We start from the raw sequence: 20,716 nt of genomic DNA, 5'->3' as shown, positions 1-20,716 counted from the left end.
CTCCTTATTTTTCAGATACCACCAAGGTGATGTGGCTGGTTCTTTTATTAATCCGGCTTGCACGACCCATCGCGCGAGGGCGGAAACGTTTCATCGTCGGTCCTTGGTTGACGAAGGCTTGCGAGATGAACAATTTGTTCACGTCCAGCTGATAGTTGTGCTCAGCGTTAGCAATTGCAGAGTTAAGCAGCTTCTCCAAAATTGGGGATGCCGACTTAGGCGTGTGGCGCAAAATCGCGATTGCGTCGCCAACTTGCTTGCCGCGAATCAAATCGGCGACGAGCTGGGCTTTACGAGGCGCAATGCGAACGAATTTAGCGTGCGCTTTAGCTTCTGGCATGTGGGAACCTCCTCTCGATCATTTAAAGAAATGAAAGGGCAAATTAACGTCTGCCCGTTTTTTTGTCATCGCCTGCGTGGCCTTTGTACGTACGAGTCGGTGCGAATTCACCGAGCTTGTGTCCGACCATATCTTCCGTTACATATACCGGCACGTGCTTGCGTCCGTCATATACGGCAAACGTATGTCCGATGAATTGCGGGAAAATGGTCGAGCGGCGGGACCAGGTTTTGATAACGACTTTCTTGTTGGTTTCGTTCAAATCCTCGACTTTTTTAAGCAGGTAACCGTCGATAAACGGACCTTTCTTCAAACTGCGACCCATTCGAGTTCCTCCCTTCGCGAGAGCGTGATTGCGATAATCACGCGGTATGAATCAAGCGGTTATTACTTCGTGCGACGACGAATAATATATTGGCTCGATGCTTTTTTCTTCTTGCGCGTTTTGTAACCGAGCGTCGGTTTGCCCCATGGGGACATAGGCGACTTGCGTCCGATCGGAGCGCGGCCTTCGCCACCGCCGTGCGGGTGATCGTTCGGGTTCATGACGACGCCGCGAACTTCAGGGCGCTTGCCAAGCCAACGGGAACGGCCGGCTTTACCGATTTTCACGAGCTCGTGATCCTCGTTGCCGACGGAACCTACCGTTGCGCGGCAAGTATTCAGGATGCGGCGAACTTCGCCGGAGCTGAGACGAATCGAAACGTAAGTTTCTTCTTTACCAAGAAGCTGAGCTTCCGTACCTGCAGCGCGCACCAATTGGCCGCCTTTGCCAGGCTTCAATTCGATGTTGTGGATAACCGTACCGACTGGAATGTTCGCCAGCGGCAGCGCGTTACCGATTTTGATGTCGGCATCCGGTCCGGATACGACTTGATCTCCGACTTTAAGGCCCTTCGGAGCGATGATGTAAGCTTTCTCACCGTCAACGTAGTGGATCAAAGCGATGTTGGACGTACGGTTCGGATCGTATTCGATCGAAGCCACGTTGCCAACGATACCGTCCTTCGTACGTTTGAAGTCGATGATGCGGTATTTGCGTTTGTGTCCGCCGCCTTGGTGACGAACCGTGATTTTACCTTGGTTGTTGCGTCCAGCTTTTTTGAAAAGCGGAGCAAGCAACGATTTCTCCGGCGTGCTTGTCGTGATCTCTTCAAAAGTCGATACGGACATCGCACGACGTGCTGGAGATGTCGGTTTGTACTTTTTGATTGGCACTTCGATTCCCTCCTTTTCTATACAGACGTTTCAAAGAACTCGAGTTCTTTGCTGTCGTCGCTCAATTGAACGATCGCTTTTTTCCAATCCGGTCTGTAGCCGTTGTATTTACCGTAACGCTTCGGTTTACCCGCTACGCGCATCGTGTTAACGCCGGTTACTTTTACTTTGAAAATTTGCTCGATTGCGTTCTTGATTTCGGTTTTGTTCGAACGAATGTCGACTTCAAACACGTAACGTTTGTTAGCCATGAAATCGCTCGTACGTTCCGTAATAACCGGGCGCTTGATAATATCGCGTGGATTTTTCATTACGCAAGCACCTCCTGTACTTTCTCTACCGCTTCTTTGGTGATGATCAGTTTGTCATGCACCAATACATCCAGAACATTAATGCCGTCAGCCGCGACGAATTTAACACCTGGGATGTTACGAGCGGATAATGCTACGTTATCCTCATAGTTGGCCGTTACGACGAGCGCCTTGCGGTCAACTTTGAGGTTATTCAGAATCGTTGCGAATTCTTTCGTCTTAGGAGCCGCGAAAGTCAGTTGATCAAGAACGATGATTTCGCTGGCGATCACTTTCGAAGACAATGCGGATTTAATCGCAAGACGGCGAACTTTCTTAGGAAGCTTGAAGCCGTACGTGCGTGGAGTCGGTCCGAATACGGTACCGCCGCCAACCCATTGCGGAGAGCGGATGCTGCCCTGACGAGCACGGCCGGTGCCTTTTTGTTTCCAAGGCTTGCGACCGCCGCCGCGCACTTCGGAGCGCCCTTTTGTTTTGTGCGTGCCTTGACGTTCAGCAGCTTGCTGAAGAACGACTGCACTGTGCATAACGTGAGTGTTAGGCGTCACGCCGAATACCGACTCCGCCAATTCCACTTCGCCAACTTGAGTGCCGCTCACGTTGAATACTGTTACTTTAGGCATTTCTTGTTCCTCCTTTCTGTGAGAGCCATTAGTTCTTAACGGTTTGTTTTACTTTAACGAATCCGTTCTTCGGACCAGGGATCGATCCTTTTACGAGGATTACGTTGCGTTCTGCGTCTACGCGGATAACCTCAAGCTTCTGGATGGTTACCGTTTCGGTACCCATATGTCCTGGCAAGTGCTTGCCTTTCGGTACGCGGTTCGCCTGGATGGAACCCATCGAACCCGGTCCGCGATGGTAGCGGGAACCGTGGGACATAGGGCCCGTGCTTTGTCCCCAACGCTTGATAACGCCGGCAAAGCCTTTACCTTTCGAAATACCCGTTACGTCAACGAATTCGCCGGCTGCGAATAGATCAGCCTTCACTTGTTGGCCAACTTCATAATCAGCCATATTAATGCCGCGAATTTCACGAACGTAGCGCTTAGGAGTCGCCCCAGCTTTTTTTGCGTGGCCGATCTCTGGCTTGATCGATCTTTTCTCTTTCTTATCGGAGAAACCGAGTTGAACGGCTTCGTAGCCATCGTTCTCTTGGTCTTTCTTCTGAAGTACTACGCAAGGACCTGCTTCGATAACCGTTACCGGAACGACGTTACCGTCTGCGGTGAACACTTGAGTCATACCAAGTTTTTTCCCTAAGATACCTTTCATGTTGACACCTCATTCCCTTTCTATAATCACGTATGCTGATCTTACAGTTTGATTTCGATATCTACACCGGATGGCAGATCGAGGCGCATCAAAGCATCAACCGTTTGCGGCGTTGGGTTCACAATGTCGATCAAGCGCTTGTGCGTGCGCATTTCGAATTGCTCCCGGGAATCCTTGTACTTGTGCACCGCGCGGAGAATGGTGATGATTTGCTTTTCCGTCGGCAACGGAATCGGCCCGGATACGCCTGCACCGGAACGTTTTGCAGTTTCAACGATTTTCTCTGCGGATTGGTCAAGAATTCTGTGATCGTATGCTTTCAAGCGGATACGAATCTTTTGCTTTGCCATATAAGTCCCTCCTTCTATCGCCCAATTTATTATCGGACATACTCCGTGAGAAAAACCCTGGCACATGCCCCATGGCAAAGGGGCCGGGTGTGTCGGCAACCTCTCACATCATCGCAACGTCAGACCAACAGTCAATATTATACCGAAATAAGTAGGCAAATGCAACAAGAATATTGCGCATTCTTTTTGCAAGATTCCCGTTGAACGTTCTATCGCTGCGCTCCGCATAAATCACGGTTTCAAAAGCAGCACGTAAACTCTCAGACTCGATCAAAGCTCTGCTTCACTCTACTCTCAACTTCCATCCTTCCAACAAAACGCGCAAGGAGAAAAAATAATATCTGCGGTTACTCGCTCCACCGCAGCATTTATAATGAGGAAATACGCTGCAGCTTCCCGCTCATTGTTCCGTACCGCTATAACGCCCATTATGTCCTTTCTTTCGTACGTTTAAAATCGGTGAAAAAAATCGACGCCAAATACATCCAATACGACGATCTACTAATTAAAGGAAATGATGCTACGTTTGTCGAATTGTATGGCGTTCGAGCAGAGACGAAAGTGAGGTTAGGCAGAATGAAGACGAATATTTACCTGGTCAGGCATGCGGAGTCGCCGTTTGAGCATGGCCAGGAGAGAATACGCGGGCTATCGGAAGAAGGGTTCGCCGCTGCTAGGCAGGTAGCCGAAAGATTGAAGGGCGTAGACGTTCATTACACGGCTTCTAGTCCTTACGCCAGGGCGAAGCAGACGATTCAATTCCTGGCGGAGGCGAAATCTTTGGATATCGAAGAATACGAAGAGCTCGTCGAACGTCCGATCAAAGGCTTGGATTACAAAGCGCCGTGGGAAGAGTTGCTGGCAGCAATCCGGATTTCCTTCGACGACAAGGATTACGCGCTGGAAGGCGGCGAAACGACGCGGCAAGCCCGAAACAGGGCAGTGCCGGTGATCGAGAAGCTCCTCGAGAATTACCGGGGACACAATATCGTTATCGGCACGCACGGCAATATCATGACGATCATCATGAATCATTATGATGACCGGTACGGCTTCGACTTCTGGCATCAAACGTCGAAGCCGGACATTTATAAACTCGCCTTCGACGGCAACCGGCTTGATCACGTTGAACGTTTATGGGGTTAAAAAACCGAACAGTTGGTTAAATTTCGCACATTAGTCACTTCATTCAGTTTGAGCCGGCTATCTAGTTTCAATAATTGAAATTAATCGCTGCGAGCGGATACTCTTCCGATCGATAATTTCAAGTTTTGAAATTAATAAACCAATGATAAGTTTTCTTTGGCTATATGATGCGGTTTAATTTCGAACTTTGAAACTAAACGGCTACGTACGCTGTTTGACAGACATTAAGTTTCAGAAATTGATACTAAGGTTTGAAAATCAACCCGCGCACCGATCCTATTAGCCGCTGCGCGGTTACAAGGGCTTCAAAGCAGGCGCAAGCGCCCGCCTTCCTCGAAGTGGGGCTCCGTTGGCAAACATTACCCCAGCACGATGCGGTCGTCCGCCAGCTTACTGCCGCTGATCCGTTCGAACTCGCCTAGCAGCTGCTCGACGGTCAGATCCTTTTTGCGCGACTCGGGAATATCCAAAATAATTCGGCCCTTGTCCATCATAATGAGACGGTTGCCTAGCCGGATCGCCTGCTCCATGTTGTGCGTGACCATGAGCGTCGTCAACTTCATCTCGCGGACGATGCTTTCCGTAATCGTCGTGATGAGTTCAGCACGCGCTGGATCAAGCGCTGCCGTATGCTCGTCAAGCAGAAGGATTTGCGGCCTCGTGAACGTAGCCATCAACAGGCTGAGCGCCTGCCTCTCCCCGCCGGACAGCAAACCAACCTTTGCGTTCAGCCGGTTCTCGAGTCCGATTCCCAGTCGGTGCAGTTCATTCTTAAATAGCTCCCGCTTGGCACGCGTCACGCCAAAGGAAAAACCGCGCCCCTTGCCCCTTGTATACGCCATCGCCATGTTCTCCTGTATCGTCATGCGCGGCGCAGTTCCGGCCATCGGATCCTGAAACACGCGTCCGATCCACTTGCTGCGCTTGTATTCGGTCAGCTCGCTTACATCCTGGCCTTCGATGAAAATCTTGCCGGCATCGGATTTCATAACCCCAGAAATAATATTCATAAGCGTCGACTTGCCGGCACCGTTGCTTCCGATAACGGTAACGAAATCACCCGGCTTCAGATGAAGGTTCGCGTTCATGAGCGCGATCTTCTCGTCCACCGTTCCCGGGTTAAACAATTTGGACACGCCGTCGATCTTAAGCATTATCGTTCACCTCCGCCTGTTTGGCGAACGCCAGCAAGCACTTCCGCCGTTCGTTTCCTTGCCGTCGTCTTCAGATTAATCGCCCGCCGCACAGTCGGCACGACAAGCGCGCACGTAATAATGATGGCCGTAATCAGCTTCATGTCCTGCGCTTCCATGCCCGGTACTCGCAGCGCAAGCGCATAGATGACGCGATAAATAATCGCGCCGAGAATAACGGCAAGCGTCGCCCTGAATATCGACTTCGCCCCGAAAATCGCTTCTCCGATAATAACCGAAGCGAGGCCAATAACGATCATCCCTATCCCCATGCTGTTATCGGCGAATTTCTGATGATGCGCAATTAGCGCGCCGGAGCAAGCGACAAGAGCATTGGACAATGCGACTCCTACAATCTTCGTAACGTCCGTATTGGCCCCGAAGCTGCGGATCATGCGGCTATTATCGCCCGTAGCACGCAAGCTTAAGCCAATATCGGTCTTGAAAAATAAATCCAGCAATATTTTTACGGCAATAGCCAAAACGATCGCGATCGCAATGACCGGGATTTGATCGAACGCGTTCATTTGATTTCGCAAGGACAAGTTCGGTTTCCCCATGATCCGCAAATTGATGGAATAGAGAGCAATCATCATAATAATACCCGATAGCAGACCGTTCACTTTCCCCTTCGTGTGAAGCAGTCCCGTACATAACCCTGCAGCCGCGCCGCCCAGAAATGCGCAAATGACTGCAAGCCATGGCTGCGTGCCATTAATCGTCATGACCGTCGCGATCGCCGCTCCCGTCGTAAAGCTTCCGTCCACCGTCAAGTCCGGAAAATCCAAAATCCGGAACGTAATATAGACACCGAGCGCCATGAGCGCATACAGCAATCCGGATTCGACGGCTCCTTGCATCGATGCAAGCATCAAACAAATCCTCCTTCATGAATAGCAATGGGGTGGACCAGGTTACCCGATCACCCCAAAGCTGTCAGCTAAATATGCGGTTGTGAGCAAGCCGTTATTCAATAATGTTGTTTTCCGGATCCTTCACGTATGCCTTCATCGCGTCGGTGACCGTAATGCCCTGTTCAACAGCGGCTTTCAGGTTGAAAATGAAGTCGAGCTTCTGCGGAACCGTTACATCCATTTCGCCAGGGTTTTTGCCGTTCAAAATTTCGACGGCCATTTGACCCGCCTCGTAGCCATGATCGTAATACTTGAAGCCTACCGTAGCGAAGGCGCCTTTCTCTACGCTATCGCGATCCGCCGAGAAGAAAGGAATGTCATTCTCGTTCGCAACTTCGATAATGCTGTCCACGCCGCCGACGACCATGTTGTCGAGCGTAATGTAGATCGCATCAACGCGGCCTACGAGCGATTGGGCAGCCGTTTGAATGTCGGAGCTGTTCGCGACTGGCGCCTTGACCAACTCGATGTTATGTTTGGCCAGCGCTTCTTCGGCAATGCCGCTCATGACAACCGTATTCGCTTCTCCTTCATTAATAACGAGACCAATCTTCTTCACGTCAGGGAACTCTTTCGCAATGAAATCCATCGTTTGCACGACCGCATCCGGGTTCGTATCCGCCGCTCCCGTTACGTTACCGCCCGGCGCTTCAAGCTGAGGTACAATGCCAGCGTCTACCGGATCGGTAACGGCCGCGAATAGAACCGGCTTGTCTTTCACTTCGTCTACCAAGCTTTGCGTCGTAGGCGTAGCAATTCCGAATGCCAGGTCTGCGTCGGAGGATGCAATGTTCTGTGCGATCGTTTGCACGTTCGCCGCTTCACCTTGCGCATTGTTGTAGTCAACCGTCAGGTTTTTGCCTTCTTCGAAGCCCGCGTCCTTCAGCGCCGCAAGGAAGCCCTCGCGCGTCGCGTCCAGCGATGGATGCTCAACGATTTGGGAAATCGCGATCGTGTACGTTTTTTCCTCTTCTACAGGCGCGTTGCTCGCGCCCTGCTCCTCGTTGCCCGTTGCCGCTTTGCCTCCGTTACCCCCGCATGCCGCCGTAACGGTCATCAAGGATGCCAGTGCCAGTCCAAGCCAAAATCTTTTTTTCATCCGGTTAACCCTCCAAATTCGATTTGATTTCTTTTTCACACTCCATCGCATGCGCATCAAAGCTTTATCGCTTTTAGTCACTAAAGTTTAAGAGTAATCGCGATTATTTTGCTTCTGTAGCGATAAAACGACTTTTATAATGTATAAGATTTATCTTAAATGTTGGTTGGTAGGCTCGTCAATGTAAACTTATATGTTAATATAAGTAAGTTCCCGGCCCGCGCGAAAACAAAGAAACCCCCACCGAAGTGGGGGTTTCCTCATGCATGCGGCTATTGCCGCACGGCATTATTTTTGGATCGTTGCTACGGCGCCAGCGCCTACCGTACGGCCGCCTTCACGGATGGAGAAGCGAGTTCCTTCTTCAACCGCGATTGGAGCAATCAGCTCAACCGTAACCGTGATGTTGTCACCAGGCATAACCATTTCAGTACCTTCCGGCAGGTTGATGATACCCGTAACGTCAGTAGTACGGAAGTAGAACTGTGGACGGTAGCCCGTGAAGAAAGGCTTGTGACGGCCACCCTCTTCTTTCGTCAGAACGTAGATTTGAGCCGTGAAGTTCGTGTGCGGCTTAACCGAACCCGGTTTAGCCAAAACTTGGCCGCGCTCGATGTCTTTACGGTCTACGCCGCGAAGCAATGCGCCAACGTTGTCGCCTGCTTGAGCGGAGTCAAGCAATTTACGGAACATTTCAACGCCCGTAACGACCGATTTGCGAGTTTCTTCTTGAAGGCCGATGATTTCAACTTCATCGCCAACTTTGATAACACCGCGCTCTACGCGACCAGTTGCAACCGTACCGCGGCCAGTGATCGTGAATACGTCCTCGACAGGCATAAGGAAAGGCTTAGCCGTGTCGCGCTCAGGAGTTGGGATGTACGTGTCGATTTGCTCGAACAGCTCAACGATTTTGTCAGCCCAAGGACCATCTGGGTTAGCAAGCGCTTCGCGCGCTGCGCCGCGGATGATTGGCGTGTCGTCGCCTGGGAACTCGTACTCGGAAAGAAGATCGCGAACTTCCATTTCAACAAGCTCAAGAAGCTCTTCGTCTTCAACCATGTCGCATTTGTTCAGGAATACGACGATGTAAGGAACGCCTACCTGACGGGAGAGCAGGATGTGCTCGCGCGTTTGCGGCATTGGGCCGTCGGAAGCGGATACGACCAAGATCGCTCCGTCCATTTGAGCAGCGCCGGTGATCATGTTTTTAACGTAGTCGGCGTGACCCGGGCAGTCAACGTGAGCGTAGTGACGGTTAGGCGTCTCATACTCAACGTGAGCTGTCGAGATCGTGATACCGCGCTCGCGCTCTTCCGGAGCTTTATCGATTTGGTCGAATGCTACTGCAGCACCGCCGTATTTTTTGGAAAGTACAGTCGTGATCGCAGCAGTCAAAGTTGTTTTACCGTGGTCGACGTGACCGATAGTACCAATGTTAACGTGCGGTTTAGTACGTTCAAATTTAGCCTTAGCCATTGAACTTAATCCTCCTCGTATACCATTAATTTTTTATGTGTAGGCCGGCACCTAGTGTGCAAGCAAACCTGATGACGGCCAAAAAACTTTTTTTTCTAGCGCAGCGGCGATTATTCGCCTTTGTGCTTAGCGATGATCTCGTCGGCGATCGATTTAGGAACTTCTTCGTAATGAGAAAGCTCCATCGAGAATACGCCGCGTCCTTGCGTACCGGAACGGAGAGTCGTGGAGTAACCGAACATCTCGGAGAGAGGTACCTTAGCACGGATAATTTGCGCACCGGCGCGAGTATCCATACCTTCGATACGACCCCGACGGGAGTTCAGCATGCCCATAACGTCGCCCATGTACTCTTCGGGAACGGTAACTTCGACTTTCATGATCGGCTCGAGCAAGACAGGCTTACACTTGTCTTTGGCTGCTTTAAGCGCCAGGGAACCGGCAATCTTAAACGCCATCTCCGAGGAGTCAACGTCATGGTACGATCCGTCAACAACGGTTGCCTTGATGTCGACGAGCGGGAAGCCGGCGAGTACGCCGTTCTTCATCGACTCTTCAATACCCGCTTGGATAGGAGCTATGAACTCGCGCGGAATTGCGCCACCGACAATTTTGCTTTCGAATGTGAAGCCTTGACCTGCCTCTTGCGGTTCGAACTCAACCCAACAATGACCGAACTGACCTTTACCGCCGGACTGACGAACGAACTTACCTTCGACCTTCGCCGCTTGACGGAACGTTTCGCGGTAAGCAACTTGCGGTTTACCGACATTCGTCTCGACTTTGAACTCGCGAAGCATACGGTCAACGAGAATTTCCAGGTGAAGCTCACCCATACCGGAAATGATCGTTTGATTCGTTTCTTCGTCCGTGTGTGCACGGAAGGTAGGATCTTCCTCAGCAAGCTTGGAGATCGCGATGCCGAGCTTGTCTTGGTCCGCTTTCGTTTTTGGTTCGATCGCGACCGAGATAACCGGATCAGGGAAGTTCATGGACTCGAGCACGATAACATGCTTCTCGTCGCAAAGCGTGTCGCCTGTGATTGTATCTTTAAGACCAACCGCAGCAGCAATATCGCCGGAATAAACTTCCGAAATCTCTTGACGGCTGTTCGCGTGCATCTGAAGAATCCGTCCGATACGCTCGCGCTTGCCCTTCGTTGCGTTAAGGACATACGAGCCGGACTTAAGGATACCGGAGTATACGCGGAAGAACGTCAGTTTACCGACATAAGGGTCAGTCATGATTTTGAACGCCAAAGCCGCAAACGGCTCCGAGTCGGAAGATGGACGTACGCCTTCTTCTCCGTCTTCAAGCGTACCTTTGATAGCCGGTACGTCAAGCGGGGAAGGAAGGTAGTCGACTACCGCGTCAAGCATCATTTGAACGCCTTTGTTGCGGTACGAGGAACCGGCGATTACAGGGAAGATTTTAACTTCGCAAACGCCTTTGCGGAGTGCCGCTTTGATCTCCGGAACAGTGAGTTCTTCACCTTCCAGATACTTCATCGTCAGCTCTTCATCAAGCTCTGCCACTTTCTCGACCAGCTCCATGCGGAGCTCTTCCACTTGATCTGCGTATTCCGCAGGAATTTCGACTTTCTCGGGATCTCTTCCGAGATCGTCTTTGTACACGTACGCTACACGCTCAACGATGTCGATTACGCCTTGGAAATCAGCCTCGGCGCCGATTGGAATTTGAATCGCAACCGCATTGGCTTGGAGACGCTCGCGCATGTCTTTTACGACATTTAGGAAGTCCGCGCCAATAATGTCCATTTTGTTGATGTAAGCGATACGAGGTACGCCGTAACGGTCGGCCTGACGCCATACCGTCTCGGATTGCGGCTCAACGCCTTCTTTAGCACTGAAAACGCCAACTGCCCCATCCAATACGCGCAGGGAACGTTCAACTTCTACCGTGAAGTCAACGTGGCCCGGGGTGTCGATAATATTGATGCGGTTGCCCTTCCATTGAGCGGTCGTCGCGGCAGACGTAATCGTGATGCCGCGCTCTTGTTCCTGTTCCATCCAGTCCATCGTCGCAGCGCCTTCGTGCACCTCGCCGATTTTGTGGGTACGGCCCGTATAGAACAAGATCCGTTCAGTAGTCGTTGTTTTACCAGCGTCAATATGCGCCATAATCCCGATGTTACGCGTATTTTGCAAGGAGAACTCTCTTGACATGAATATGTCTCCCTTCGATTGTGAAGATCCTACCAGCGGTAATGAGCGAACGCTTTGTTCGCTTCAGCCATCTTGTGCGTATCTTCGCGTTTCTTAACCGATGCGCCAGTGTTATTGGAAGCATCCAGGATTTCGGCAGCAAGACGCTCTTCCATCGTCTTCTCGCCGCGGTTGCGCGAGTAGTTCACGAGCCAACGAAGACCGAGAGCCGTACGGCGCTCCGGTTTAACTTCGATCGGCACTTGGTAGTTAGCGCCGCCGACACGGCGTGCTTTAACCTCGAGAACCGGCATAATGTTTTTCAAAGCTGCTTCAAAAACCTCCATCGGATCTTTACCCGAGCGCTCTTGAATCAGTTTGAAAGCATCGTATAACAGCGTTTGTGCAACACCTCTTTTACCGTCGATCATGATACGGTTGATAAGGCGCGTTACCAGTTTGCTATTGTAAACCGGATCCGGAAGCACATCGCGTTTCGTTACAGGACCTTTGCGTGGCATGAGAAAGTCCCCCTTTCTTCTATTATTAGCCATTACTGGCATAGCGATAACCCTATGGGGTTATTCGGCTTATTTTTTAACTTTAGGACGCTTTGTTCCGTATTTGGAACGAGCCTGGTTACGGTTGTTCACGCCTGCAGTGTCAAGCGCGCCGCGAACGATATGGTAACGTACACCCGGAAGGTCTTTTACCCGTCCGCCGCGGATCAATACGACGCTGTGCTCTTGCAGGTTGTGACCGATACCCGGAATGTACGCCGTTACCTCAACGCGGTTCGTCAAGCGTACGCGAGCGTATTTGCGAAGCGCGGAGTTCGGCTTCTTAGGAGTCATCGTACCTACACGAGTGCACACACCGCGTTTTTGAGGAGCGCTAATGTCCGTAGCCTCACGTTTCAGAGCGTTGAAACCTCTTTGCAATGCCGGCGATTTCGATTTCACTACTTTCGCTTGGCGGCCTTTGCGAACCAGCTGGTTAATTGTTGGCATGTTGCCACCCCCTTCCTTTATTTCAATGTCTTTATTAAGGTAGACATTTTACCAAAAGTTAAGCCCACAGACCCAGGCGGTTCATAAAAGAACAAACAAAAGTTTCCGCCAGTCAATCTTCTTAAAACAATCAACTAGCAAAAACGGTCATTCCCTTATTCTTCTTCAGGTACGAGCGCTGCCATGGCGGCACCGACATCGATTCCGCAGGTTTCCCCGAGGAGCTCCATCGTATCGACCCATTGGTAGGGGACGCCTCCCTGCTCGCACAAATGAACGATCTTCTCTTTCATCTGCGGATCTGCATCTCGCGCGACATAGACTAGGGTTGCTCTATTCTGCTCGAGCATCTTCGTCGTCTGCTTCGCGCCGACTTTGAATTGCATGATATCACCTCTTAAAGCGATCACACAACTAGGCACACTTCGATATATTAACACCTTGGTTAGGCCGATGTCAAGAAACTTTAAGCATATTCGATTGCAAACATTTGGTTAATGCCAATGAACGAATAACAGGCGAAAGAGCGGCCGCCAGGCCGCATCCTTTATGGCTGCGAATGAACGGTTCGCTCTTTCGTCGCATTCTTGTATCTCTTGCGCAGGATATCCTGCGGAAACTATTCGATCGCTACGGCTTCCGATTCCGCCTCGAGATTCTCAAGCTCGGCAGCCTCGTCTTCGATGCCCGCAAAGCGGATATTCCGGTAACGCGTCATGCCGGTTCCGGCCGGAATCAGCTTGCCGATAATGACGTTCTCCTTAAGACCGAGCAGCTGGTCGACCTTGCCCTTAATCGCGGCATCGGTCAATACGCGCGTCGTCTCTTGGAACGAAGCCGCCGACAGGAAGGAATCCGTCTCGAGCGACGCCTTCGTAATACCGAGCAATACGGGCTTGGCGACGGCCGGCTCTTCGCCGGCGAAGATCGCTTCGCGGTTTTGCGCTTCGTACTCGTGAATGTCGACGAATGCGCCCGGCAGAAGCGAAGTGCCGCCTGCGTCTACGATGCGGATCTTCCGGAGCATCTGCTTGATCATGACCTCAACGTGCTTGTCGTTGATTTCTACCCCTTGGTTCCGGTAAACGCGCTGAACTTCCTGCAGGATATAGTTTTGAACGCCGCGGATGCCCTTGATGCGCAGCATATCCTTAGGGTCGATCGAGCCGTCCGTCAGCTCGTCTCCGGCTTCGATATGCTGGCCTTCGGTTACGCGGATGCGCGAGCCGTACGTGACGGCATATACTTTCGATTCCGCTTCGCCTTGCACTTCGATCTCGCGGCGATCCTTCGCTTCGCGAATTTCCTTGACGACGCCGTCAAGCTCGGAAATGATCGCTTGGCCTTTCGGATTGCGCGCCTCGAACAGCTCCTGGATACGCGGCAAACCTTGCGTGATGTCGTCACCCGCTACGCCGCCCGTATGGAACGTACGCATCGTCAGCTGCGTTCCCGGCTCGCCGATCGATTGCGCCGCGATAATGCCTACCGCTTCGCCGATTTCGACATGCTTGCCGGTCGCCAGGTTGCGGCCGTAGCAAATTTTGCAGACGCCGTGACGCGCACGGCAGCTGAGCACGGAACGGATCTGAAGCTTCTCGACGCCCGCCTCGATGATCGCGTCCGCCTTGTTCGCGTCGATCAAGTCGTTTCGGTTCACGATGATCTCGCCCGACTGCGGATGGCGTACGGTCTCAAACGCATAGCGCCCTTCGATCCGATCGTACAGATCCTCGATAACCTCTTTGCCGTCCTGAATCTTGCTGACGGTGAAGCCTTTGTCGGTACCGCAGTCGTCTTCGCGGACGATAACGTCCTGCGCGACGTCGACGAGACGGCGGGTCAAGTAACCCGAATCGGCGGTACGAAGCGCCGTATCGGCCAGACCTTTCCGCGCGCCGTGCGTCGAGATAAAGTACTCGAGGACCGTTAGGCCTTCGCGGAAGTTCGACTTGATCGGCAACTCGATGATCCGTCCGGACGGGTTCGCCATCAGGCCGCGCATGCCGCCAAGCTGCGTAATCTGCGATTTGTTACCCCGCGCTTTGGAGTCGACCATAAGCATGATATTGTTGTAACGATCCATCGACTTCATGAGAATGTCGGTGATTTCGTCTTTACATTTGCTCCAGATGCCGATGATGCGGTCATAGCGCTCTTCGTTCGTAATCAGACCGCGGCGGTATTGGTTCATGACGGTCGCGACCTTCTCGTCGGACTGCTTCATGATTTCCGCTTTTTCCTTCGGAATGATAACGTCGGCTACGCCGATCGTAATGCCGGCCTTCGTGGAATAGGTGAAGCCAAGCTGCTTGATCTTGTCGAGAATGACGGCCGTATGCGTCGTATGGTATTGACGGAAGCATTCGGCGATAATCAAAGCGAGGTAGTCCTTGCCTACCGCGCCAGGCGTTGCGAGCTCTTCCATGAACTTCGGAAGGTCGGAGCCTTTCTCGTACACGAAATATTTGTCAGGCGTGCCGTGCAGCAAATTCGCTTTGGTCGCTTCGTTAATGAACGGGAAGTCGGTAGGGAAAATCTCGTTGAAGATAACCTTGCCGACCGTCGTGACCAGAAGCGATTTCTGCTGCTGCTCGGTGAAGCTTGCTTTGTTCAATACGCGCGCCGGAATAAAGATTCTGGCGTGCAGAGATACGATTCCGCGCTGGTAGGCCGAAATCGCTTCGTTCACGGTGCCGAACACGGAACCGCTGCCCTTCGACTCTTTGTTGTCCATCGTCAGGTAGAAGCTTCCGAGCACCATGTCCTGCGACGGCGTAACGACCGGCTTGCCGTCCTTCGGGTTCAAGATGTTGCCCGACGCAAGCATGAGCAGGCGGGCTTCCGCCTGCGCTTCCGCAGATAGCGGTACGTGAACGGCCATCTGGTCGCCGTCGAAGTCGGCGTTGTAAGCCGTACAGACGAGCGGATGAAGTTTGATGGCGCGTCCTTCGACCAGAATCGGCTCGAACGCTTGGATGCCGAGACGGTGAAGCGTGGGGGCACGGTTAAGCAGCACCGGATGCTCCTTGATGACTTCCTCGAGTACGTCCCAAACTTCCGGACTTACGCGCTCGACCTTGCGCTTCGCGCTCTTGATGTTATGCGCGAGGCCTTTGTTCACAAGCTCCTTCATAACGAACGGCTTGAACAGCTCGAGCGCCATTTCCTTCGGAAGGCCGCACTGGAACATCTTCAGGTTCGGGCCTACTACGATAACGGAACGGCCGGAGTAGTCAACCCGCTTGCCGAGCAGGTTTTGACGGAAGCGGCCTTGCTTGCCCTTCAGCATGTGGCTGAGCGATTTGAGCGGACGGTTGCCCGGTCCCGTTACCGGACGGCCGCGGCGGCCGTTGTCGATCAGGGCGTCTACCGCTTCCTGCAGCATGCGCTTCTCGTTCTGCACGATAATGTCGGGCGCGCCGAGATCCAGCAGACGCTTCAGACGGTTGTTCCGATTTATGACGCGGCGGTACAGGTCGTTAAGGTCGGACGTCGCGAAACGGCCGCCGTCGAGCTGCACCATCGGACGAAGCTCCGGCGGAATAACCGGAAGCACGTCGAGAATCATCCACTCCGGCTCGTTGCCGGAATTGCGGAACGCTTCGATCACTTCCAGGCGCTTGATCGCGCGATTGCGGCGTTGGCCTTGCGCCGTGCGAAGCTCTTCTTTCAGCGTATCGAGTTCCTTCTCCACGTCGATGTCCTGAAGCAGCTTCTTGACCGCTTCGGCGCCCATGCCGGCTTGGAAGCCGTAGCCGTATTTTTCGCGGTAGCTGCGGTATTCCTTCTCGGACAACAGCTGTTTTTTCTCGAGCGGCGTGTCGCCTGGATCCGTTACGACATAGGATGCAAAATAAATGATCTCCTCGAGCGAACGAGGGGACATGTCAAGCGCGAGACCCATGCGGCTCGGAATCCCTTTGAAATACCAAATATGCGATACGGGAGCGGCGAGCTCGATATGGCCCATGCGCTCGCGGCGCACTTTCGCGCGGGTTACTTCGACGCCGCAGCGGTCGCAGACGACCCCTTTGTAACGAACGCGCTTGTACTTGCCGCAATGGCATTCCCAGTCTTTCGTAGGTCCGAAAATTTTCTCGCAGAAGAGTCCTTCCTTCTCCGGCTTTAAGGTCCTATAGTTGATCGTTTCCGGTTTTTTCACTTCTCCGCGGGACCACGAGCGAATTTTATCCGGCGAAGCCAGACCGATTTTCATATACTCGAAGTTGTTCACGTCCAACAAGGAGCAACCCTCCTCCGTCATGTATGACTGTGTCTCTTAATAGCCGGATTCCGTCCAAGGCGCGTGACCGAAGACGGAATCCGTCATGCCTGTTTATTCGGCGCCTACTTCCGCGCCTTCCAAGTTGAGGTTGAGCTTGTCGCCCGTCGCCTCGTCGTCGTCGTCCATTTCCTTCATTTCGATCTCTTCCTCGTTCTCGGTCAGGATCTTGACGTCCATGCCCAAGCTCTGAAGCTCTTTGATCAAAACTTTGAACGATTCCGGAACGCCCGGCTCCGGCACGTTCTCGCCCTTGACGATCGATTCGTACGTCTTGACGCGTCCGACCACGTCGTCGGATTTCACGGTCAAAATCTCCTGCAGCGTGTACGCGGCGCCGTAAGCCTCGAGCGCCCACACCTCCATCTCGCCGAAGCGCTGTCCGCCGAACTGGGCTTTACCGCCGAGCGGCTGCTGCGTAACGAGCGAGTATGGACCCGTGGAACGGGCATGGATCTTGTCGTCGACCATGTGCGCCAGCTTGATCATGTACATGACGCCTACGGTCACTTCACGTTCGAACGTCTCACCCGTGCGACCGTCGTACAGGATCGTTTTGCCGTTGCGCTGCATGCCGGCTTCTTCCATCGTATCGAAAACGTCATTCTCGCGCGCGCCGTCGAATACCGGCGTAGCGGCATGAATGCCGAGATGCTTGCACGCCATGCCGAGGTGAACCTCGAGCGCCTGGCCGATATTCATCCGCGAAGGAACGCCGAGCGGGTTAAGAACGACTTCGACCGGCGTGCCGTCCGGCAGGAACGGCATATCCTCTTCCGGCATGATGCGGGCGATGACCCCTTTGTTGCCGTGACGTCCCGCCATTTTGTCGCCTTCGGAAATTTTCCGCTTCTGCGCGATATAGGCACGAACGAGCTGATTGACGCCCGGCGGCAATTCGTCGCCGTTCTCGCGGGTGAACACCTTCACGTCCACGACGATGCCGTCCGTACCGTGCGGCACGCGAAGCGACGTATCGCGGACCTCGCGAGCCTTCTCGCCGAAGATCGCATGAAGCAATCTTTCTTCCGCCGTAAGCTCCGTTACGCCCTTCGGCGTAACCTTGCCGACCAGAATGTCGCCCGCGCTTATCTCCGCGCCAACGCGGATAATGCCGCGCTCGTCGAGGTTGCGGAGCGCTTCCTCGCCGACGTTCGGGATATCGCGCGTAATTTCTTCCGGTCCGAGCTTCGTATCGCGAGCTTCGGACTCATATTCTTCAATGTGAATCGATGTGTACACATCTTCCTTCACTAACTTCTCGCTAAGCAAGATCGCATCCTCGTAGTTGTAGCCTTCCCACGTCATGAAGGCAACGACGACATTGCGTCCCAGAGCCAATTCGCCCATCTCCGTCGAAGGGCCGTCGGCGAGAATGTCGCCTTTCTTAATGACGTCGCCCTTGCGGACAAGCGGACGCTGATTGATGCAAGTGCCTTGGTTGGAGCGCATAAACTTATGAAGCTTATGCTTCACCAAATCGCCCGTAACCGGCTTGCCGTCGATCGTCTCGACGCGACGCAGCCAAATTTCGTTCGCGGACGCGCGTTCGATGACGCCGTCATACTTGGAAACGACGCATACGCCCGAGTCCTTCGCCGCCTTATGCTCCATACCCGTTCCGACGAATGGAGCCTTCGGAATGAGCAGAGGCACAGCTTGCCGCTGCATGTTCGATCCCATAAGCGCGCGGTTGGAGTCGTCGTTCTCAAGGAACGGAATGAGCGCCGTAGCGACTGATACGACCTGCTTCGGCGATACGTCCATATAATCGACGCGCTCGCTCGGCATCGTCAGAATGTTGTCCGCTTGCTTATTGTAACGAACGATCGTGTTCGCTTCCGCAAACGAATTGTCCTGATTCAGCTTCGCGTTCGCCTGCGCGATGACGTAGTTGTCTTCCTCGTCGGCGGTCATATACGAGATTTGATCCGTCACGACGCCCGTCTTCGGATCGACCCAACGGTAAGGCGCTTCAATGAAGCCGTACTCGTTGATGCGGGCGAACGAGGACAAGGAGTTGATGAGTCCGATGTTCGGACCTTCCGGCGTCTCGATCGGACACATCCGCCCATAGTGGGAGTGATGGACGTCGCGAACCTCGAAGCCCGCGCGTTCCCGCGTCAAACCGCCCGGGCCGAGCGCCGACAGACGACGTTTATGCGTCAGCTCGGCAAGCGGATTCGTTTGGTCCATGAACTGGGAAAGCTGCGAGGAACCGAAAAACTCTTTAATCGACGCGATAACCGGTCGAATGTTAATTAATGCTTGAGGCGTTATCGCATTCGCATCCTGAATGGACATCCGCTCGCGAACGACGCGTTCCATGCGGGACAGACCGATGCGGAACTGGTTCTGCAGCAGCTCGCCAACCGAACGAAGGCGGCGGTTGCCGAGATGGTCGATATCGTCCGTGCTGCCTACGCCGTGCAGCAGGTTAATAAAGTAATTGATGGAAGCGATGATGTCCGCCGGCGTAATATGCTTGACGGATTTATCGATGCTCCCGTTCGCGATGACTTTAATGACCTTGCTCTCGTCGTAAGGCGAGAATACGCTGATCGCTTGCAGTGGAATACTATCGGCATCAAGAACGCCGTTCGCGACATGGTAAGTCTTGAACCCTACGTCCTTCTCGAGCTTATCCAAAATCTCATCGAGAAGGCGGCGGTCGATCATTTGACCGGTTTCGGCGATAATCTCGCCCGTCGCCGGATCGATCAGATTCTCAGCAAGCCGCTGATTGAACAGGCGGTTCTTGATGTGAAGCTTTTTGTTTATTTTGTAACGGCCTACGTTGGCCAGATCATATCGTTTCGGATCGAAGAATCGCGCGACCAGCAAGCTCTTCGCGTTATCGAGGGTCGGCGGCTCGCCCGGACGAAGGCGCTCGTAAATTTCGATCAGCGCTTTCTCGGTGGAATCCGTGTTATCCTTGTCTAACGTGTTGCGAATATACTCGTCATGGCCGAGCAAATCTAAAATTTCCGCGTCAGTTCCGAATCCAAGCGCACGCAAAAGCACCGTTACCGGTATTTTCCGGGTCCGGTCGATACGAACGTAGATGATGTCCTTGGCATCGGTCTCGAGCTCCAGCCAAGCGCCGCGGTTAGGAATAACCGTCGCCGTGTAGTTTTTCTTCCCGTTCTTATCAACCTTCGTGCTGAAGTACACACTCGGGGATCGAACCAATTGGCTGACGATGACACGTTCGGCTCCGTTAATAATAAACGTGCCCGTCTCGGTCATTAGCGGGAAGTCGCCCATGAAAACTTCTTGTTCCTTTACTTCGCCGGTCTCCTTATTGAAAAGCCTGACCTTCACGCGTAAAGGAGCTGCGTACGTCACGTCGCGCTCTTTCGATTCATCGACCGAATATTTCGGTTCGCCCAAGCTATAGTCGATAAACTCAAGCGATAGATTGCCCGTAAAGTCCGAAATCGGAGAAATGTCCTGGAACAGCTCGATCAAGTCGCTGTCCAAAAATTTCTCATACGATTTTTGTTGGATTTCAATCAGGTTCGGGACTTCCAGCACCTCGTTGATCCTGGCGTAGCTTCTGCGCGCGCGCCGACCATACTGAACAAGTTGTCCTGCCAACTTAACCTCACCCCTCATGTCTGTATCACAGCATCGATACTTACTGCGTCACCATAGTCGGAACCAGCCGCCTATCTTGTCAAATAAAGAAAAGCCCTTATCGAATAGCTTCGAAAAAAGAGCAGGTTCCGGCAGTTAACCGATCGCAGCGCGGACGCGATAGTCTCATATCAAGTAATTTTGCCCAAAACGTAAACATTATACGTCAAATGCGATTATTTTATGCATTCCGCGCACTAAAATCGCACTTGACATTTTAGTTGACTAAAGAGATTGAGCCCAATTTAATGCTGACATTTTATAATACTACCACATCTGAAAAGTCAAGTCA

At 52.8% G+C, this 20,716-nt stretch carries 18 protein-coding genes; 1 reads left to right on the top strand and 17 read right to left on the bottom strand.

The features are described 5' to 3' along the window. Positions 1 to 4: 4 nt before the first annotated feature. The 7 genes from rplV to rpsJ form a co-directional block, all read right to left on the bottom strand. Positions 5 to 340 carry a 50S ribosomal protein L22 gene (rplV, locus tag IDH41_RS26965; protein ID WP_190866741.1) on the bottom strand — a complete coding sequence of 112 codons (336 nt, stop codon included), beginning with the start codon at positions 338 to 340 and terminating at the stop codon, positions 5 to 7. 43 nt (positions 341 to 383) lie between these two features. Further along, a complete protein-coding gene (gene rpsS, locus IDH41_RS26960; RefSeq protein ID WP_190866739.1) occupies positions 384 to 665 on the bottom strand; it encodes a 30S ribosomal protein S19 in 282 nt (93 codons plus the stop codon). Positions 666 to 727: 62 nt separating this feature from the next. Continuing rightward, positions 728 to 1,558, bottom strand: coding sequence for a 50S ribosomal protein L2 (rplB, locus tag IDH41_RS26955; RefSeq protein ID WP_190866737.1), 831 nt, complete (start codon positions 1,556 to 1,558; stop codon positions 728 to 730). A 17-nt stretch (positions 1,559 to 1,575) separates the two neighbouring features. After that, positions 1,576 to 1,869: a 50S ribosomal protein L23 gene (rplW, locus tag IDH41_RS26950; RefSeq protein WP_190866735.1), complete on the bottom strand. Its 294-nt coding sequence runs from the start codon at positions 1,867 to 1,869 to the stop codon at positions 1,576 to 1,578. Then, positions 1,869 to 2,492 carry a 50S ribosomal protein L4 gene (gene rplD / locus IDH41_RS26945; RefSeq protein WP_190866733.1) on the bottom strand — a complete coding sequence of 208 codons (624 nt, stop codon included), beginning with the start codon at positions 2,490 to 2,492 and terminating at the stop codon, positions 1,869 to 1,871. Before rplD ends, rplW begins: the two co-directional genes overlap by 1 nt. A gap of 28 nt (positions 2,493 to 2,520) precedes the next feature. Beyond that, complete coding sequence (rplC, locus tag IDH41_RS26940) at positions 2,521 to 3,144, bottom strand: 50S ribosomal protein L3 (RefSeq protein WP_190866731.1); 624 nt, start codon at positions 3,142 to 3,144, stop codon at positions 2,521 to 2,523. A 41-nt stretch (positions 3,145 to 3,185) separates the two neighbouring features. Then, a complete protein-coding gene (gene rpsJ / locus IDH41_RS26935) occupies positions 3,186 to 3,494 on the bottom strand; it encodes a 30S ribosomal protein S10 (protein ID WP_005544556.1) in 309 nt (102 codons plus the stop codon). A gap of 576 nt (positions 3,495 to 4,070) precedes the next feature. Here rpsJ and IDH41_RS26930 point away from each other — a divergent pair. Further along, positions 4,071 to 4,640, top strand: coding sequence for a histidine phosphatase family protein (locus tag IDH41_RS26930; RefSeq protein WP_190866729.1), 570 nt, complete (start codon positions 4,071 to 4,073; stop codon positions 4,638 to 4,640). Between the two features lie 359 nt (positions 4,641 to 4,999). Here the strand turns inward: IDH41_RS26930 and IDH41_RS26925 are convergent, their stop codons facing one another. From IDH41_RS26925 to rpoB, 10 genes are all read right to left on the bottom strand, one after another. Then, the gene (locus IDH41_RS26925) at positions 5,000 to 5,794 is read right to left on the bottom strand and encodes an ABC transporter ATP-binding protein (protein WP_190866727.1); all 795 of its coding nucleotides are present in this window, start codon (positions 5,792 to 5,794) and stop codon (positions 5,000 to 5,002) included. Then, the gene (locus IDH41_RS26920) at positions 5,794 to 6,705 is read right to left on the bottom strand and encodes an ABC transporter permease (RefSeq protein ID WP_190866725.1); all 912 of its coding nucleotides are present in this window, start codon (positions 6,703 to 6,705) and stop codon (positions 5,794 to 5,796) included. The genes IDH41_RS26925 and IDH41_RS26920 overlap by 1 nt, the downstream gene beginning before the upstream one ends. A 94-nt stretch (positions 6,706 to 6,799) precedes the next feature. After that, positions 6,800 to 7,846, bottom strand: a complete 1,047-nt coding sequence (locus tag IDH41_RS26915; protein WP_190866723.1) for an ABC transporter substrate-binding protein — start codon at positions 7,844 to 7,846, stop codon at positions 6,800 to 6,802. Positions 7,847 to 8,134: 288 nt separating this feature from the next. After that, positions 8,135 to 9,325, bottom strand: coding sequence for an elongation factor Tu (gene tuf, locus IDH41_RS26910; RefSeq protein WP_190866721.1), 1,191 nt, complete (start codon positions 9,323 to 9,325; stop codon positions 8,135 to 8,137). A 110-nt stretch (positions 9,326 to 9,435) separates the two neighbouring features. Next, positions 9,436 to 11,511: an elongation factor G gene (gene fusA, locus IDH41_RS26905; protein ID WP_190866719.1), complete on the bottom strand. Its 2,076-nt coding sequence runs from the start codon at positions 11,509 to 11,511 to the stop codon at positions 9,436 to 9,438. A 29-nt stretch (positions 11,512 to 11,540) separates the two neighbouring features. Continuing rightward, positions 11,541 to 12,011 (bottom strand): 30S ribosomal protein S7, encoded by a 471-nt coding sequence (rpsG, locus tag IDH41_RS26900; RefSeq protein ID WP_137186572.1) that lies wholly within the window; start codon positions 12,009 to 12,011, stop codon positions 11,541 to 11,543. A 69-nt stretch (positions 12,012 to 12,080) separates the two neighbouring features. After that, a complete protein-coding gene (gene rpsL / locus IDH41_RS26895) occupies positions 12,081 to 12,500 on the bottom strand; it encodes a 30S ribosomal protein S12 (protein WP_119602809.1) in 420 nt (139 codons plus the stop codon). 155 nt (positions 12,501 to 12,655) lie between these two features. Next, positions 12,656 to 12,886 carry a L7Ae/L30e/S12e/Gadd45 family ribosomal protein gene (locus IDH41_RS26890; protein WP_190866717.1) on the bottom strand — a complete coding sequence of 77 codons (231 nt, stop codon included), beginning with the start codon at positions 12,884 to 12,886 and terminating at the stop codon, positions 12,656 to 12,658. A gap of 233 nt (positions 12,887 to 13,119) precedes the next feature. Beyond that, on the bottom strand, positions 13,120 to 16,746 hold the full coding sequence (gene rpoC, locus IDH41_RS26885) for a DNA-directed RNA polymerase subunit beta' (protein WP_190866715.1): 3,627 nt from the start codon (positions 16,744 to 16,746) through the stop codon (positions 13,120 to 13,122). Positions 16,747 to 16,839: 93 nt separating this feature from the next. Then, positions 16,840 to 20,403 carry a DNA-directed RNA polymerase subunit beta gene (gene rpoB, locus IDH41_RS26880; protein WP_190866713.1) on the bottom strand — a complete coding sequence of 1,188 codons (3,564 nt, stop codon included), beginning with the start codon at positions 20,401 to 20,403 and terminating at the stop codon, positions 16,840 to 16,842. Positions 20,404 to 20,716 lie beyond the last annotated feature (313 nt).

This window comes from Paenibacillus arenilitoris (assembly GCF_014705655.1).
GTDB lineage: Bacteria > Bacillota > Bacilli > Paenibacillales > Paenibacillaceae > Pristimantibacillus > Pristimantibacillus arenilitoris.
This window is presented reverse-complemented; position numbering and strand designations above follow the sequence as displayed.

Excerpts from the sequence above, each read along its gene's own strand:
- rplV (WP_190866741.1), bottom strand. The coding sequence starts at position 340 with ATGCCAGAAGCTAAAGCGCACGCTAAATTCGTTCGCATTGCGCCTCGT.
- rpsS (WP_190866739.1), bottom strand. The coding sequence starts at position 665 with ATGGGTCGCAGTTTGAAGAAAGGTCCGTTTATCGACGGTTACCTGCTT.
- rplW (WP_190866735.1), bottom strand. The coding sequence starts at position 1,869 with ATGAAAAATCCACGCGATATTATCAAGCGCCCGGTTATTACGGAACGT.
- rplD (WP_190866733.1), bottom strand. The coding sequence starts at position 2,492 with ATGCCTAAAGTAACAGTATTCAACGTGAGCGGCACTCAAGTTGGCGAA.
- rplC (WP_190866731.1), bottom strand. The coding sequence starts at position 3,144 with ATGAAAGGTATCTTAGGGAAAAAACTTGGTATGACTCAAGTGTTCACC.
- rpsJ (WP_005544556.1), bottom strand. The coding sequence starts at position 3,494 with ATGGCAAAGCAAAAGATTCGTATCCGCTTGAAAGCATACGATCACAGA.
- IDH41_RS26930 (WP_190866729.1), top strand. The coding sequence starts at position 4,071 with ATGAAGACGAATATTTACCTGGTCAGGCATGCGGAGTCGCCGTTTGAG.
- IDH41_RS26925 (WP_190866727.1), bottom strand. The coding sequence starts at position 5,794 with ATGCTTAAGATCGACGGCGTGTCCAAATTGTTTAACCCGGGAACGGTG.
- IDH41_RS26920 (WP_190866725.1), bottom strand. The coding sequence starts at position 6,705 with ATGCTTGCATCGATGCAAGGAGCCGTCGAATCCGGATTGCTGTATGCG.
- IDH41_RS26915 (WP_190866723.1), bottom strand. The coding sequence starts at position 7,846 with ATGAAAAAAAGATTTTGGCTTGGACTGGCACTGGCATCCTTGATGACC.
- tuf (WP_190866721.1), bottom strand. The coding sequence starts at position 9,325 with ATGGCTAAGGCTAAATTTGAACGTACTAAACCGCACGTTAACATTGGT.
- fusA (WP_190866719.1), bottom strand. The coding sequence starts at position 11,511 with ATGTCAAGAGAGTTCTCCTTGCAAAATACGCGTAACATCGGGATTATG.
- rpsG (WP_137186572.1), bottom strand. The coding sequence starts at position 12,011 with ATGCCACGCAAAGGTCCTGTAACGAAACGCGATGTGCTTCCGGATCCG.
- rpsL (WP_119602809.1), bottom strand. The coding sequence starts at position 12,500 with ATGCCAACAATTAACCAGCTGGTTCGCAAAGGCCGCCAAGCGAAAGTA.
- IDH41_RS26890 (WP_190866717.1), bottom strand. The coding sequence starts at position 12,886 with ATGCAATTCAAAGTCGGCGCGAAGCAGACGACGAAGATGCTCGAGCAG.
- rpoB (WP_190866713.1), bottom strand. The coding sequence starts at position 20,403 with ATGAGGGGTGAGGTTAAGTTGGCAGGACAACTTGTTCAGTATGGTCGG.